Annotated in this window: 12 protein-coding genes; 8 read left to right on the top strand and 4 right to left on the bottom strand. The window is 55.6% G+C overall.

Translation table 11 applies throughout. The annotated features are described in order from the left end of the window. Positions 1-114: 114 nt before the first annotated feature. On the bottom strand, positions 115-1,212 hold the full coding sequence (locus LX87_RS11050) for a FecR family protein (RefSeq protein ID WP_111628247.1): 1,098 nt from the start codon (positions 1,210-1,212) through the stop codon (positions 115-117). Positions 1,213-1,419: 207 nt separating this feature from the next. On the opposite strand from LX87_RS11050, the gene LX87_RS11045 reads away from it, so the two are divergent. Further along, positions 1,420-4,764 carry a VCBS repeat-containing protein gene (locus tag LX87_RS11045; RefSeq protein ID WP_111628246.1) on the top strand — a complete coding sequence of 1,115 codons (3,345 nt, stop codon included), beginning with the start codon at positions 1,420-1,422 and terminating at the stop codon, positions 4,762-4,764. On the opposite strand, the gene LX87_RS11040 is transcribed toward LX87_RS11045, so the two are convergent. After that, positions 4,741-5,325: an RNA polymerase sigma factor gene (locus LX87_RS11040; RefSeq protein WP_111628245.1), complete on the bottom strand. Its 585-nt coding sequence runs from the start codon at positions 5,323-5,325 to the stop codon at positions 4,741-4,743. The two genes, LX87_RS11045 and LX87_RS11040, sit on opposite strands and share 24 nt — an antisense overlap. A 317-nt stretch (positions 5,326-5,642) precedes the next feature. On the opposite strand from LX87_RS11040, the gene LX87_RS11035 reads away from it, so the two are divergent. After that, on the top strand, positions 5,643-6,074 hold the full coding sequence (locus tag LX87_RS11035) for a YopX family protein (protein ID WP_111628244.1): 432 nt from the start codon (positions 5,643-5,645) through the stop codon (positions 6,072-6,074). A gap of 169 nt (positions 6,075-6,243) precedes the next feature. Here LX87_RS11035 and LX87_RS11030 read toward each other — a convergent pair whose 3' ends face one another. Continuing rightward, positions 6,244-7,299 (bottom strand): zinc-dependent alcohol dehydrogenase, encoded by a 1,056-nt coding sequence (locus LX87_RS11030; RefSeq protein ID WP_229310619.1) that lies wholly within the window; start codon positions 7,297-7,299, stop codon positions 6,244-6,246. A 268-nt stretch (positions 7,300-7,567) separates the two neighbouring features. Beyond that, positions 7,568-8,530: a porin family protein gene (locus LX87_RS11025; protein WP_111628242.1), complete on the bottom strand. Its 963-nt coding sequence runs from the start codon at positions 8,528-8,530 to the stop codon at positions 7,568-7,570. Positions 8,531-8,722: 192 nt separating this feature from the next. On the opposite strand from LX87_RS11025, the gene LX87_RS11020 reads away from it, so the two are divergent. The 6 genes from LX87_RS11020 (at position 8,723) to LX87_RS10995 (ending at position 15,674) form a co-directional block, all read left to right on the top strand. Beyond that, a complete protein-coding gene (locus LX87_RS11020) occupies positions 8,723-10,105 on the top strand; it encodes a glycoside hydrolase family 88 protein (protein WP_111628241.1) in 1,383 nt (460 codons plus the stop codon). Further along, entirely contained in the window at positions 10,102-10,980 is an 879-nt protein-coding gene (locus LX87_RS11015; protein ID WP_111628240.1) for a sugar phosphate isomerase/epimerase family protein, read from the top strand. Before LX87_RS11020 ends, LX87_RS11015 begins: the two co-directional genes overlap by 4 nt. A gap of 25 nt (positions 10,981-11,005) precedes the next feature. Then, positions 11,006-12,151, top strand: a complete 1,146-nt coding sequence (locus tag LX87_RS11010) for a Gfo/Idh/MocA family protein (RefSeq protein WP_229310618.1) — start codon at positions 11,006-11,008, stop codon at positions 12,149-12,151. After that, positions 12,148-12,918: a 3-ketoacyl-ACP reductase gene (locus LX87_RS11005; RefSeq protein ID WP_111628239.1), complete on the top strand. Its 771-nt coding sequence runs from the start codon at positions 12,148-12,150 to the stop codon at positions 12,916-12,918. Before LX87_RS11010 ends, LX87_RS11005 begins: the two co-directional genes overlap by 4 nt. A gap of 112 nt (positions 12,919-13,030) precedes the next feature. Further along, the gene (locus tag LX87_RS11000; protein WP_111628238.1) at positions 13,031-14,329 is read left to right on the top strand and encodes a Gfo/Idh/MocA family oxidoreductase; all 1,299 of its coding nucleotides are present in this window, start codon (positions 13,031-13,033) and stop codon (positions 14,327-14,329) included. 100 nt (positions 14,330-14,429) lie between these two features. After that, entirely contained in the window at positions 14,430-15,674 is a 1,245-nt protein-coding gene (locus tag LX87_RS10995; RefSeq protein ID WP_111628237.1) for an MFS transporter, read from the top strand. Positions 15,675-15,690: the final 16 nt, after the last annotated feature.

The raw sequence follows: 15,690 nt of genomic DNA, 5'->3' as shown, positions 1-15,690 counted from the left end.
GTTTGGAATTAAAGGTTCGGCAAAATCATCCCCTTACCCGGCAAAACCGGGTCATGAGTTCGTTCAGGACGGGGCACTTCCGGTCATTCATGCTGCAACATGAATGACCTTTTACTACTCACTACAGCCTTTTACGTCGAGCATCAACTGACCGTTCTGCATGGAATAGCTGCCGTTGAGGGCCGTGCAGATAAACTGAAGCATTTCGTGCAGGGACTGGTCGGTAAACCGGGCCGTCAGCGGGCAATCGCTGACCTGATTTTCGTCGTAACGAATGCTGATTCCATACGCATCTTCCAGCGTTTTCAAGACTTCCGGCAAGGGCGTATCGTCGAACTCAAACCGGTAAAAAACGGGATCCCGTTCGGTTTGGGCCGCCCGCAGTGTGCTTTTCGTCATGCGGGCTTTTTTTCGGGAATACTCTACCTGCTGACGTGCTTTCAGCACCACTTCTTTCGTATTCGGCGATGCGGTCGTTTGTAAATGATCACGGTGAAAAACCGCCACCCGACCCGTTTTTACTTTTACCGAAATGCCGGGATCATTTTCAAAAGCCCGGACCGAGAAGCTGGTGCCCAACACCCTGGTGACGATTTCACCGGCATAGACCAGAAAAGGCCGTTTGGGGTCTTTGCGAACTTCAAAAAAAGCATCCCCGCTCAGGTGGACCTCCCGCTTATTGGCTTCAAAAACCGTCGGAAACCATAGCTTGCTTTGGGGCTGAAGCACGACCACACTACCGTCGTTGAGGTTCACCAGCATTGGTTTTTGGGTCAGGTTCTCGCGTTCGGTAAACCGGAATTGAGGTTGTTCTTGTACCGTCAGTGGCGGGTCGGTGAGGGGAGTTCCGTTCCGCTGCGTCCAGAACCAGCCGCCAACGGCGAGGAGAAGTACAACAGAGGCTGCGGCCACCCAACGGGTACGGAATAACCAGACCGGACGAACTAGCCGACCTTCAGACCCCTGTTCCGTGGCCTGGGCCACAATTTGCCGTACCGATTCATTCAGCTCAAATTCATCCAGGGGCACTTCCCGGACCTGCAACGCCAGCACCAGCGCCCGGGCCTGCTGGACAACCGCCTTTTTCTCCGGGTTTTCGGCCAGCCACTGTTGCCAGATTGCATCGGATGCGGGAGTTGGGTGCAGCACCCAGTCCCGGAAAAGATCATCCCAGACAAATTGTTCAGCAGTGTAAGAAAGATACTGTTGCATTGGATTGCGTGACCGGTTTAAACGATGATAGACTGAAGGGTGGGCGGGATACTATCATTCCGCTAAAAAAAAATCCATTTCTTTTTTGACGGCCCAATCCTGAAAAGTCTGGGGGATTTTTGCGTTCGGTAGGGTATCTGGCGAGTGGTTTTGTCTACTAGGAAAAAGAAGCAGTCTGCTTCGTTCCTAAACCGTTTGTCTTTTTCTATGAAAGCCGTTCTGCCGCTGGTCGGCCTGCTGCTAGGATTGTGGGCCTGCCACTCCGCCGATGAGAAGCTGTTTACCCGAATGCCGTCGGACGAAACCGGGGTCTATTTTCAGAATAAAGTAGCTGAGGACGAGCGGCATAATCTTTTTGATTACCACCTGGTGTACAATGGCGCGGGCGTCGCGGTAGGTGATTTGAACAACGACGGTTTTGCCGATTTGTACTTTGCCGGGAATCAGTCGGGCGACAAACTGTACCTCAATAAAGGCAACGCCGACGGTGAATCGCTGCGCTTTGAAGAGGCTACGGAAACGGCCGGGATTCAGCCGCGGGGCTGGTCGGTAGGGGTGACGATGGTGGACATCAACGCCGACGGTTTACTGGACGTTTACGTCTGCAAGGCCGGGAATTATCCGGGAGCGGAACGGGCCAACCAGTTGTACATCAATCAGGGAGCAAAGAACGGTGGGGCGGTTCGGTTTAAAGAAAGTGCCGCGCAGTACGGTCTGGCCGATACCAGTTACACCACCCAGGCGGCTTTTTTCGATTACGACAAAGACGGCGATCTGGATGCGTATTTGCTCACCACCACCGGTCTGGTTCAGAACCCGAACAGGATCGAACCGGCGGTGACCGACGGCAGCGGTTTTTCGCCGGATAAACTCTACCGCAACAACGGCAACGGTACGTTCACGGACGTAAGCGGGCAGGCCGGAATCCGGCACGATGGTCTGGGGCTGGGCGTAGCCGTGGCCGATCTGAACGACGACGGCTGGGACGACCTGTATATCTCCAACGATTTTCTGAACAACGATTACCTGTACATCAACAACCAAGACGGCACCTTTCGAGAATCCGTCGGGCAGTATTTCAGGCACCAGAGCCGGTTTTCGATGGGCAACGACGTAGCGGATGTCAACAACGACGGGCGGCTGGATGTCATGACGCTCGATATGCTGCCTGCCGACAACCTGCAACGCAAAAAAATGACCGGCGCGGGGCACTTCGAGCAGTTCGAACTGGAGCTGCGGGCGGGGTATCAGCCCCAGTACATGCGGAATATGCTGCACGTCAATCAGGGAAAAACCCCGGACGGGCAGGTGTTGTTTTCCGAGATTGGGCAACTGGCCGGGGTACACGCAACAGACTGGAGCTGGGCACCCCTGTTTGCCGATCTGGACAACGACGGCCATAAGGACCTGTTTGTGACCAACGGCTATCTGCGCGACATTACCGATCTGGATTTTGTGGCTTATAACGTTACGTTCTGGCAAACCGGCAACACCAAAGCCGACTTCCGGCGCTCCACCATCGAACGGGCCGCTAAAATGCCGTCCTGGAACAACGTCAATTTCTTTTTCCGAAACCGGGGCGACCTCACCTTCGAAGACGCAACCGCCGATTGGTTTGGTGATAAAACCTCGCTCTCGAACGGGGCCGCCTACGCCGATCTGGACAACGACGGCGACCTGGATCTGGTCGTGAACAACATCAACGAAGATGCGTTCATTCTGCGGAATAACGCGCCCAAAACTCATTTCCTGGATGTGCGGCTGAAAGGTTCGGGCAAGAATACGTTTGGACTGGGCAGCACGGTGACGGTTTTTGCGGGCGGGCAGCGGCAAACGCAGGTGCAGGCCGTGACGCGGGGGTATGCTTCGTCGGTGGATTACCGGCTGCATTTTGGACTGGGAGCCTCTCAACGGGTTGACTCGCTGGCGGTGATCTGGCTCAACGGAAACCGGGAAGTCCTGCGAAATATACCGGCGAACCAAACCGTAACGCTGAATCAGGACGGGGCTAAACCGTATGCTAAACCGAAATCAGCACCCGAAAACCGTCTTTGGGTTGATGCAACGGCCCGGAGCGGTGTCCGTTACGTTCACCAGGAAGAACCCTTCATGGACTACAGCACCGAGGTTTTGCTGCCGCACAAATTTTCGCAACTGGGGCCGAAGCTGGCGGCTGGCGATGTCAACGGCGACGGGCTGGAGGATTTCTTCGTGGGTGGGGCCTACGGGCAGTACGGTAAACTGTTTATCCAGACTGCCAGTGGGTTTCGGCAGCAGGCTTATACCGACGAATCGCGGCCCAAGCAGGAGGAAGATACCGGAGCGGTGTTTTTTGATGCCGACGGCGATGGCGATGCCGATTTATACATTGTGAACGGTTCCAACGAGTTCGATGACCGTTCGGTGTATTTGCAGGACCGGCTTTATCTGAACGACGGAAAAGCCGCATTTAGCCCGGCTCCGCAACAATTGCCCGTTATCCGGCGGAGCGGGTCCTGCGTCCGGGCGGCTGATTTTGATAAAGACGGCGACCTGGATCTGTTCCGGGGTGGGCGGCTGGTACCGAGCCAGTACCCGTTGCCGGGCGAAAGCTTTCTGCTGCAAAACGACCGGGGACGGTTTACCGACGTGGCCGATGCCGTGGCTCCGGAACTCAAATCCATCGGCATGGTGACCGATGCGGTCTGGGCCGACCTCGACGCCGATTCCTGGCCGGACCTGATTGTGGTGGGCGAACTGATGCCGATAACGGTTTTCAGGAATAACCGGGGCCGTCTGACCAGACTCAATGCGTTTCCGCAGTCGGACGGTTTCTGGAACTGCGTCAAAAGCGGGGATTTCGACCACGATGGCGATCTGGATCTGGTGGTGGGCAACACGGGCCTGAACACGCGTTACCGTTGTTCACCGACGGAGCCGCTGAGCGTTTATGCGGCTGATTTTGACCAGAATGGCACGCTCGATGCGGTTTCGTCCTACTACCTGGCCGGGCGGGAGTACCCCATTCCACCGCGGGATTTATTGATGAAGCAAATGCCGTCGATGCGGAAGAAATTTGAGCAGTATGCTGATTACGCCCGGGCCGAACGGAAGGATGTACTGACCAGCGAACAGATTGAGAAAGCGCAAGTCAGACGAGCCTATATGCAGGAAAGTGTCTGGATTGAGAACCGGGGCAAGGGGCAGTTTCAGGTCAAACCGTTGCCACAAGCCGCTCAGTGGGCACCCGTGCAGGACTTTTGGGTGGAAGACTGCAACGACGACGGCCATCTGGATGTGGTGCTGGTGGGCAATGCGTACGATGTGGAACCCGTCGTTGGGCGACATGATGCGTTGGCCGGGCTGGTCCTGCTGGGGGATGGCAAGGGACATTTTACGCCCCAATCGTACGATAAAACCGGTTTTGTGGCCGATGGAGATTGCCGGTCCATCCTCGCGCTGAACGGAAAAGCCGGGCGGTGGCTGATCGTTTCGCAGAACAATGCCCCTCTAAAGGTCTACGCCCGTAGCCCGAAAGCGGGTAGGTCGTTAGCAGAAATACGGAAAGAGTAACAAAACGAGCAGGACTTTGGATTTCAGGCGGGACCTGAGCCATTTCAGCGCCAGTTGAATCAGGTTGGAAACCGATTGCGGAGAAATGTTCATGACCTCGGCCATCTGGTCGCGGCTGAGTTCCTGAAAATACTTCAGGTAAATGACTTCCTGCTGGCGTTTCGGCAGCGAATGCAGGAGCCGCAGGCACTGCCCGGCGGTTTCCAGCGTGGCCTCCTCACGAATAAAAGCTTCTTCCACCGAGAATTCAACTTCAAATTCCGGGTCAGCGCAGCGGTCATCGGGGTCCAGTACCAGGCGGTTGGCTAGAACAACCCGGTGAATTCGACGGCGTAAGGATGCCATCAGGTACGGTTTGGGCGGGATTTCAGAATCCAGCAACGCCCGTTTTTGCCAGACTTCCAGGAAAACATCCTGAATGCAGTCTTTAATCAGTTCCCGGTTGCGGGTAAACTTGCATCCATACAGGAACAGGGGCTGAAAAAACAAATGAACCAACCTTGCGTACGCGGTTGCATCGCCCGAAATTGCCTGCGTCCAGAGAAGGTAATGGTTATCCATCGTTTGTTGAAAAGCCGCCTTTCTATGTGACCTACTGTTTACTTTCGAGAAAAGGCAGTAGAGTATAGTAAAGTTAGCGTGGTAGCGAAGGTAAGGAATTGAAAAGAAAAGATTATGACGAAAGTATGATTTTTTTAGAGTTTACGGCGATGGATTTCCCGTTATCGGCTGGACTAGGATAAAACTGGACCGTTCACGCAAAAGAATAGGTTTTATTTGCGTGAAATAATACAACTCCATCCTTCCGGGTTGTAAAATGCGCGTTTATGATATAGATTTGTTATAAATACTAGCAGAACTTTATTACGATTAAGCGTATGCAACCCATCCAATCCCGAATCTGGGACGGCCAGAAGATGCACTACCTGGCCGGACTCCCCATGACCCCCGAACCTTATCTGACCATCTGGCTCCAGGAAGCCCTGGCCCTGGTCAGTCAACTACCACCCGCCGATGGGCAACCCCAGACAACGGCGTTCGCCTGGCGGCTGATGCGCACCATCGGGCAGTCGGACCGGCGGGGAATCCTGCTGTACGAAAGCGACCTGGTGGAGTGGGACGGACGGATTTTTGAGATTGGCTGGTCGAACCACCGCTGCGGGTACGCCCTGTTTCAACCCCTCGGAACCGGCGAATTCCCGGCTTTTTCACTCAGTGCGCTACACGCCCGCCAGCTTCGGGTACTGGGCAACCGCTACGAAAACCCGCACCTGCTGGAACAACGGTATACGGCGCAGTTGGCCGCCTGACCCTCCATTTCGAATGGACTCGTGATGGCCGTCCTGTGGAACAGGCTGCGGGGTGGCCATCGGCACTTCGCAGGCCGCGTTGAGTCCGTCCGGCCTGCGAAGTGCCAACTGTAAATTGGGTAGCGCATTGGTTGGACATTACCTAGGATGCCATCCAACGCATTGTTGTTTAAATGGTTAGAGCGACGAAGATGGCGTGCGTCTTCTCTTTGTCCTGGGCCGTTTCAAACGCCTGATTAATCTGATCGAGCGAAAAACTGTGGGTAATCAGCTTCCGGGCGTTTAATTTACCTTTAGCCAGCAGATCGAGGCAAATCCGCATTTCGGGATCGATGCCCCACCACGCGTAGCTGGCACTCGGAATAAGCTGAATCTGGGCCATCTGGATGCGTTGCCATTCCAGTTCAATGGCAGTTTTGCCCGGGTCAAAACCGCCAACAATCACCACTTTTCCGCCGATTCGGGCAAACGAGGTGGCTTGCGGCAGGGTAACGGGCATGGCGGGGCCACCGGCGCATTCAAAGGCGATATCCACTCCGCGACCGCCCGTAAACTCCATCACCTTCTGGTAACCGTCCTGCGTCTTGGTGTTCACGACGGCATCGGCACCCAACTCCAGGGCCAGCTGCAACGAAGAATCAACCACGTCGGTTACAATCACATCCGCCCCGTTTGCCTTGGCTAGCTGGAGCTGCCCCAATCCAATTGGTCCCGCTCCAATGACGGCTACCTTGTCGTTCAGTTTGAGGCCGCTAAGCTGAACGGCGTGCAGACAAACCGAAAACGTGTCCAGCAGCGTGGCTTCTTCAAAACTCACGTGATCGGGTAGTTTGTATAAATTCTTGGCGGGCGCGATGAGGTAGCCAGCAAAAGCCCGGGAGACGGTTTCCATGCGCACCTCATAGAGGTGGGGGCAGAGGTTATACTGCTGCGAGCGACACCAGGGGCAGGTCTCATCGCCCAGAAGGGTTTCGATGACAACCCGGTCGCCCGGTTTGACGTTGGTGACGGCATCTCCGATTTCGACGACCTCGCCGGCCAGTTCGTGCCCCATGATTTTGTGAGCCAGGTCCGATTCGGCGTGTTTCCAGTGCCGAAGGTCGGTTCCGCAGATGCCGGCTACCCGAACGCGGGCCAGCACCCAGTCGGGGCGGGGAATTTTAGGGGTTTGCACGTTGGTTACTTCAAAATCGCCCTGGGCTGTTTTCAGTGCAGCCTTCATCATACTTTCCATACGGTTTGGTTTAATTAAGAAAGTCAACGGCCTTGTCGGCTGTAAAAAGTAAGGTGTCGGTGACTAGTTTGTTTAAATAAACCGGCCTGGCTAAACTGTTCTCTCCGGCGCAGAACCGGTAGAATCAGCCAGTGGCCAGGCCGTTTAAGGGAAAGTCCTGATAGACGAAAAAAGTTAGTGCAGAAATGGCGTAAATGAGGCTATGGGATACATTTTGCGGCCTTCTGGAAATGATCCGAAAAAAGCCGCCTGTTGTCTTTCAAAACTTGAATCCAAGACTCGCACCCACCATCCGCAGTTTGGCATTTTCGGCCCTGTACACATCCCGGATGCCGTGGTGATACGAAATATCCAGTGTAATCGGCCCCAGATCAAAGCCAATGCCGCCCAGCAGATTAATTACCGTTTGGTTATAATCCTCGTCGGTTAGTTTAAAATCGTTTTTGTCGGCCTGGAGCAGATACGATAATTCAGCCCCCGCCTGAATCCGGATACCCGTCCGTCTGGATTGCGTCATCAGGGGGCGGTAACCGATCTGGAGCGGAACCTGAATGTAATGCGTATTAATGGTGCTGTTGAGTTGCTTGAGTGAGGTGCCTTTGTCGTCTTTGCTGTAACGTCTGGAGGAAATGCCGACGTATTCAGCGCCCAGCTGGCCAAACAGGCGGCCTCCTCCGCGCACGTATAAACCGAACTGATAGCCCACCCGGGCGCGGGAACCCAGACTATCCTGATCCGTTGAATAAGCAGAAAGATTCGGCCCCATATAAACCCCCACCGAAATGTTATCCCGTTTTGGGGCTTGGGATGGCGCTGCCGGGTGGTGCGGGTCTTGCGGTGCCATGACGGCCTGTTTCTGCCGGGCAATTTCCTGCCGGATGCTGTCGATTTTTTGCCCCTGCGCTTCAATCAGTCTGCGTAACTGCCGGATTTCGTCGGGGGCAGCGGTGGGTGCGGGATAAGCCGCCTGCGGGGCAAGGGCGGGGCCGGGCGGGGAACTGATGACCGGAACCGCAGGCTCCGGAACCGGTGTTGCCACGACAGCCGAAGAAGCGTTTTCTGAAACCGGCGGGCCGGGAAGATCGGGGTTGGCCACTCGTTTTTCGGTTACCCGCTTTTCGTAGATAATGGATTCGGTGCGTTCAATCAGGGGGGCGGGTTGCTGGGCCCGGGCAGAAAATTGAGCGATCAGAAACGACGCTGCCAAAAGAATTCGGTTCATGAGCTTACTGGTAAAGTGAAAAGACGTTATCTTATTGGAAGGATGCGGAGCAAAAAAGTCACATCCCGGAGCCGCCCCTCTGCCAAAAAAGCCCGTCAGAACATATTTTCCCCGAAAAACGGTAAGTCAGGGCCGGTTTTGTCTTATACGGGTAATTCCAAGGATTTTTCTCGTTTTCCGATTACCTGACCAATGATTCAAATCAACAACGCCCTCCAACCGGCTGACTTCACCACCCGACTTCAACAATTCTGGGACTTATCCGCCCAAAAAATCAAACTCATTGATACCCAGTACGATACCGCCAAAGGGTCCCCTGTTTTTACCGTACAGGGCCACTATACCACCCGCGGCTGGACCGAGTGGACCCAGGGGTTTCAGTTTGGCTCGGCCATTCTGCAATTCGATGCCACCGGCGACACCAGCTTTCTGGAAATGGGGCGTCAGAAAACCCTCACGGTCATGGCCCCGCACATCAGCCACATCGGCGTGCACGACCACGGTTTCAACAACGTGAGCACCTACGGTAACCTGCTGCGGCTCATGCGGGAAGGCAAAACGGAGTTCAACGAGTGGGAAAAGAATTTCTACGAACTGGCGCTCAAAATCTCGGGTGCGGTGCAGGCCAGCCGCTGGACGACCATGAAAACCGGCGGCTTTATTCACTCCTTCAACGGACCGCATTCGCTTTTTGTGGATACCATCCGTTCGTGCCGGGCGGTGGTGCTGAGCCACAGTCTGGGCCACGTTTTTCAGGGGGAAGGCGATGTGGTGATTAACCTGCTCGACCGCGCCCTGCAACACATGAAAGCCACCGCCGACTACTCGGTATTTTACGGCGAAGGGCGCGATACCTACGACCTCTGGGGCCGCACGGCGCACGAAAGCGTGTTTAATACCAAAGACGGTAATTTCCGCTGCCCCAACTCCCAGCAGGGCTACACCGGTTTCTCGACCTGGACGCGCGGCCTGGCCTGGGCCATGTGCGGTTTTGCCGAACAACTCGAATACCTGAATACGTTCGAGAAAACCGATCTGGAACCGTTCGGCGGCTGGACGGTGGTGGAAGCCTACTTGCTCAAAGCCGCCCGCGCCACCTGCGATTTTTACATCGAACACACGCCCGCCAACGGCATTCCGTACTGGGACACCGGCGCTCCCGGTCTGGCCAAAATGGGCGACTACCTGAACCGGCCCGCCGATCCGTACAACGATTTTGAGCCGGTGGATAGCTCCGCAGCCGCCATCGGGGCGCAGGGGCTGCTTCGGCTGGGCAAATACCTGTCCGAACGGGGCGACGTAGAAAACGGCTTACGGTACTGGCAGGCCGGGTTAACGGTGTTAGATACGTTGTTTGCCGAGCCCTACCTGAGTACCGACCCGAACCACCAGGGGCTGATTCTGCACTCGATTTACCACCGGCCCAACGGCTGGGATTACGTGCCCGAAGAGAGCAAAATACCCTACGGCGAGTCGAGCATGTGGGGCGATTACCACGCCCGCGAAGTGGCGCTCTACCTGCAACGCGTCCTGAACAACGAACCCTATTACACCTTCTTCGGAGCCCTGGCATGAACCTGACACCGCAACCGGAATCAGCGCCGGGAGAACCGGCGTTCCCGGAATCTCCATTCCGGGACTTTTCAAAACTTTGCGTCCATACCATTACGACTAAGCCGTGGTCGGTGGAGGAAGCCGCCGAGCATTTTGCCCTCTCCGGCATTGGCGGCATTACCGTCTGGCGGGATGCGCTCGCCAACCGCAACATCTACCAGACGGGCCAGCTTCTGCGGGATCATAACCTGACGGTGGTGTCGCTCTGCCGGGGCGGATTTTTTCCGCACCCCGAAGCGGCAGGTCGTCAGGCGGCCATTGACGAAAACCGCCGGGCCATCGACGAAGCCGCCGAACTGGGTGCCCCGCACGTGGTGCTGGTCTGCGGAGCCGTTCCCGGCCAGCCCCTGACCGAATCCCGCAAGCAGATTCGGGACGGTATTGCCGCCCTGCTGCCCCATGCCGAAGCCAGCGGGGTGAAGCTCGCCATTGAACCGCTGCACCCGATGTACGCCGATAACCGCTCGGCGATCAATACGTTAGGGCAGGCCAACGATATGGCCGAGGAACTCAACTCGCCCTTGGTGGGCGTAGCCGTTGATGTGTATCACCTCTGGTGGGATCCGAATCTGGAACAGGAAATCCAGCGGTGCGGTAAAAACGGCCATTTGTTCGCTTTTCACATCTGTGACTGGAAAACCCCGACGGAGGACCTGCTCAACGACCGGGGACTGATGGGGGAGGGCTGCATCAACGTCCGCCAGATTCGGTCGTGGGTCGAAGCGACGGGTTTCAACGGGTTCAACGAGGTCGAAATCTTTTCGAACCGCTACTGGGCCGAAGATCAGAAGGAGTTTCTCGAAAAAATCAAAAACGGCTATTTGTATCATTCATAAAAACCGTCAAACCATTTATTCAACAGTGAAAGAACACAAAGTCGGTATTATCATGAACGGCGTCACGGGCCGGATGGGTACCAATCAGCACCTGCTGCGCTCCATTGCCGCCATTATCAAACAGGGCGGGGTAAAGGTCGGACCGGACGAGGTGATTATGCCCGATCCGATTCTGGTGGGCCGTGATGTCAATAAACTCGAAAAACTGTGTCAGCAGTCGGGCGTAACCAAGATGACGACCAACGTCGATGAGGCCCTGGCTGATCCGCATAACATTATTTATTTCGACGCCCAGACCACGGGCCGTCGGGCTGAGGGTGTCCGCAAAGCCGTGGAAGCCGGAAAACACGTCTATTGTGAAAAACCAACGGCCGTCAGTACCGAAGTGGCGATGGAGCTTTACCATCTCTGCAAGGAAGCCGGACTGAAAAACGGGGTAGTGCAGGACAAACTCTGGCTGCCCGGTTTGCTGAAACTGAAGCGGCTGATTGAGAATGATTTCTTTGGTAAAATCCTTTCCGTTCGGGGCGAGTTTGGCTACTGGGTGTTTGAGGGCCACACCATTCCGGCGCAGCGGCCTTCGTGGAATTACCGCAAGGAAGACGACGGCGGTATTATCGTGGATATGCTGTGCCACTGGCGGTATGTGCTCGACAATGTATTTGGGAAAGTAAAATCCGTGTCCTGTCTGGGCGCCACCCACATTCCCGAACGGATCGACGAGCAGGGAAAACCGTATGTGGCAACCGCCGACGATGCGGCCTATGCGACGTTTGAACTCGAAGGGGGCGTTATTGCCCAATTTAATTCTTCCTGGACCACGCGGGTTCGGCGCGACGACCTGCTGACGCTGCACGTCGACGGCACGAAAGGCTCGGCGGTGGCGGGTCTGCGCGAGTGCTATATTCAGCATTACGGCAACACGCCCAAACCCGTCTGGAACCCCGATATTGAGCAGCCCATCAAGTTTTTTGAGGGTTGGGCCAAAGTACCGGAGCAGGAATTGTTTGACAACGCCTTCAAGGTGCAGTGGGAGCTTTTTCTGAAGCACGTCGTGAAGGACGAACCGTTTCCGTGGGATTTGCGGGAGGGGGCCAAGGGGGTTCAACTGGCCGAAAAAGGCATTGAAAGCTGGGAAAAACGGTGCTGGGTTGACATTCCGGAATTATGAAAAGAGTCGCGTTTGTAACCGGCGGTAGCCGGGGCATTGGCTACGGCGTTGCCGAACACCTGGCCAAAGCCGGTTTTGATCTGGCCATCAACGGTGTTCGGCCCGAAGAAGCCGTTGGCGAGGCTCTGGCCGGTTTGCGGGAACTGGGGGCCGATGTGCTGTATTGTCAGGGCGATATTGCTTCCAAAGAAGACCGCTCGCGAATGATGGAGCAGATCATGGCCCATTTCGGACGGTTGAACGTACTGGTTAATAATGCGGGCGTTGCCCCGAAGGAACGCCGGGACATTCTGGAAGCCACCGAGGAAAGCTTCGAACACGTTCTGTCGACCAACTTGCAGGGCGCTTATTTCCTGACCCAGGCCGCGGCCAACTGGATGATCCGGCAAAAGGCGGAGCAAACCGACTTTACGGGCAGCATCATCAACGTTTCGTCCATCTCGGCCACGGTCGTTTCCGTCAATCGGGGCGAATACTGCGTGGCCAAAGCGGGGTTGAGCATGGCAACGCAGTTGTTTGCCGCCCGGCTGGGCGAGTTCGATATTCCGGTGTTTGAAGTCAGGCCCGGCATCATCCGCACCGATATGACGGCGGGGGTGATCGGGAAATACGACAAACTGATCGACGAAGGCTTAACGGTCCAGAAACGCTGGGGCTTTCCCGACGATGTGGGCCGGGCGGTGGCCGCGCTGGCCCGGGGCGATTTCCCGTATTCAACCGGTCAGGTTATCATGGTCGACGGCGGGATGACGATACCGAGATTGTAAGTTGTAACACAGCGTTAATCAGAGGTTATCTGAGACGCTCTGATTAACCCTGATGTTATCTGATTAACGCTGTGTTACAACTAAATTATATTCTCCTAAACCTCGTAAAAAAATGCAAAACGACTCCCGACGTACCTTCCTCAAAACCGCAGCGACCGGCTCACTGGCCGTGCTGGGGTTGCCCACCATCATCCCGGCCCACGCGTTCGGGGCCAACGACCGCATCCGGGTGGCCGTCATCGGCGTCAACGGGCGCGGAAAGAACCACATTTCCGGCTTTTCCGGTTTGCCCAACGTCGAGGTGGTTACGCTCTGCGACGTAGACAACGTGGTGCTGGCTGAACGGGCCGCCGAGTTTGAGAAAGCCTATTCCCGCAAGGTGAAAACCGAGCCGGATCTGCGGAAAGTCTACGACGACAAAAACATTGATGCCGTTAGCATTGCCACCCCTAACCACTGGCACGCGCTGGCGGCCATCTGGGCCTGTCAGGCCGGGAAAGATGTGTACGTCGAAAAACCGGGGACGCACAACCTGAAGGAAGGCCGAAAGCTGATTGAAGCGGCTTCGAAATACAACCGCATGGTGCAGCACGGGGTGCAGTTGCGTAGTTCGACGGCCATTCAGGAAGCTATCAAGCACCTGCGCGACGGGTTGATCGGGAAGGTGTACATGGCGCGGGGGCTGGTGTATAAATGGCGGCCGGATATTGGCAATCAGGGCACCAGCGCAGTTCCGGCGGGGTTGAACTGGGATCTGTGGCAGGGGCCGGCCAAGGCGCGGGAGTTCAGCAAAAATTACGTACACTACAACTGGCACTGGTTCTGGGAGTACGGCAACGGCGATATTGGCAACCAGGGCATCCACGAAACCGACCTGGCGATGTGGGGGCTGGACGTGGGCCTGCCGGAAGAAATCAGTTCGATGGGCGGAAAGTACCTCTGGAACGACTGCAAGGAAACACCGGAAACGCTGATTTCGACCTACCGTTATCCCAAAGAAGGCAAGATTCTGCAATTTGAAGTACGGCCCTGGATGACCAATCGGGAAGACGGTATTGAGATCGGCAATCTTTTCTACGGCGATAAAGGGTACATGGTCATCAACGGTTACAACGATTACAAAACCTTTCTGGGCAAGGAGCGCACCCCCGGACCCGCCGGGCACGCGGGCGGTGATCACTACCTGAATTTCATTGAGGCCGTGCGCTCGCGCGACAAATCGAAGCTAAATGGCCCGGTTGAAACGGCCCACCTGGCTTCCGGGCTGGCTCATTTGGGCAACATTTCGTACCGGCTGGGCCGCCAGTTGAAATTTGATCCGAAAAAAGAAGAATTCATTGGTGATTCGGAAGCGAATGCCTACCTGAGCCGTCCGTACCGGGCGCCGTACACGCTGCCGAAGAACGTTTAATTGCTGGTTTAACGTGTGGGGTCTACAGCAAGGTGGCTGAACCCGCTTTTGATACCCCGACGTCGAACCTGACCTGTAGACCTTTAACCTTAACGATACAATGGTTGATCAACCGAAAACTGAAAAAAGCCTGAGTAGCCAATTGCTTCAACTGCCGGTAGTCGTAGCCGCATTGGGCTATCTGGTGGATATGTATGATCTGTTTCTGTTCAGTGTGGTGCGGGTGCCGAGTCTGAAAGCGCTGGGCGTAGAGGGCGATCAGCTTCTGCCCGAAGGAATTGCCCTGCTGAACTGGCAAATGGCCGGGATGCTGATCGGCGGTATTTTCTGGGGCATCATGGGCGATAAACGCGGGCGGCTTTCGGTGCTGTTCGGGTCGATTCTGATTTACTCCCTGGCCAACATCGGTAACGGACTGATTAACAGCCTGCCTATGTATGCCCTTCTCCGGTTTGTGGCCGGGGTGGGTCTGGCGGGCGAGCTTGGTGCCGGGGTAACGCTCGTCACGGAAGTGCTGCCCAAACAGATTCGCGGCTACGGAACCATGATTGTCGCCACGATGGGGGTGCTAGGGGCCATTCTGGCTTATTTTGTGGCCGATCTGTTCCAGTGGCGGATTTCTTATTTTGTCGGTGGTGGGCTTGGTCTGATGCTGCTGGTGCTGCGGATCAACGTGTTTGAATCCCGGATTTTTGAAAACGTCAAAGAACGTCAGGTCAAACGGGGCGATTTGCTGATGCTCTTTTCCAGCCGTGAACGGTTTTTAAAATACCTGCAATGCATTCTGGTTGGTTTGCCGATCTGGTTTGTCGTCGGGATTCTGATTACGTTTTCGCCGGAAATCGGGCAGGCCATCGGGCTTTCGGCTCCGGTCGTTGCGGGAAAAGCCGTGATGCTGTCGTTTTCCGGGCAGGTCGCGGGCGACATTGCCAGCGGGATGCTGAGTCAGTATTTCAGAAGCCGTAAAAAAGTCATCGGCGGTTTTATTGTCCTCTCACTGGTTTTCGTGCTGGTATACCTGCTGGCTCCGCTGAAGGATGTGAATACGTTTTACCTGGTGTGTGTGTTTCTGGGTTTTGCCAACGGCTACTGGGCGCTGTTTGTCACGATTGCCGCCGAACTGTTTGGCACCAACCTGCGGGCAACGGTAGCCACCACCGTTCCGAATTTTGTACGGGGCGCCGTCATTCCGCTGACCTCGCTGTTTGTGTACGGGAAAGCCCAGTTTGGTACCTTGAACAGCGCCCTCGCTGTCGGTTTACTGACGGCGGCACTGGCGTTCATGGCCTTGTATTTTATGGAAGAAACCTTCAAAAAAGACCTGAATTATGTGGAAACGGACTAGGCCGTAATCCGGGCGG

Origin of the sequence: Larkinella arboricola (genome assembly GCF_003259745.1) — a bacterium.
GTDB lineage: Bacteria > Bacteroidota > Bacteroidia > Cytophagales > Spirosomataceae > Larkinella > Larkinella arboricola.
This window is presented reverse-complemented; position numbering and strand designations above follow the sequence as displayed.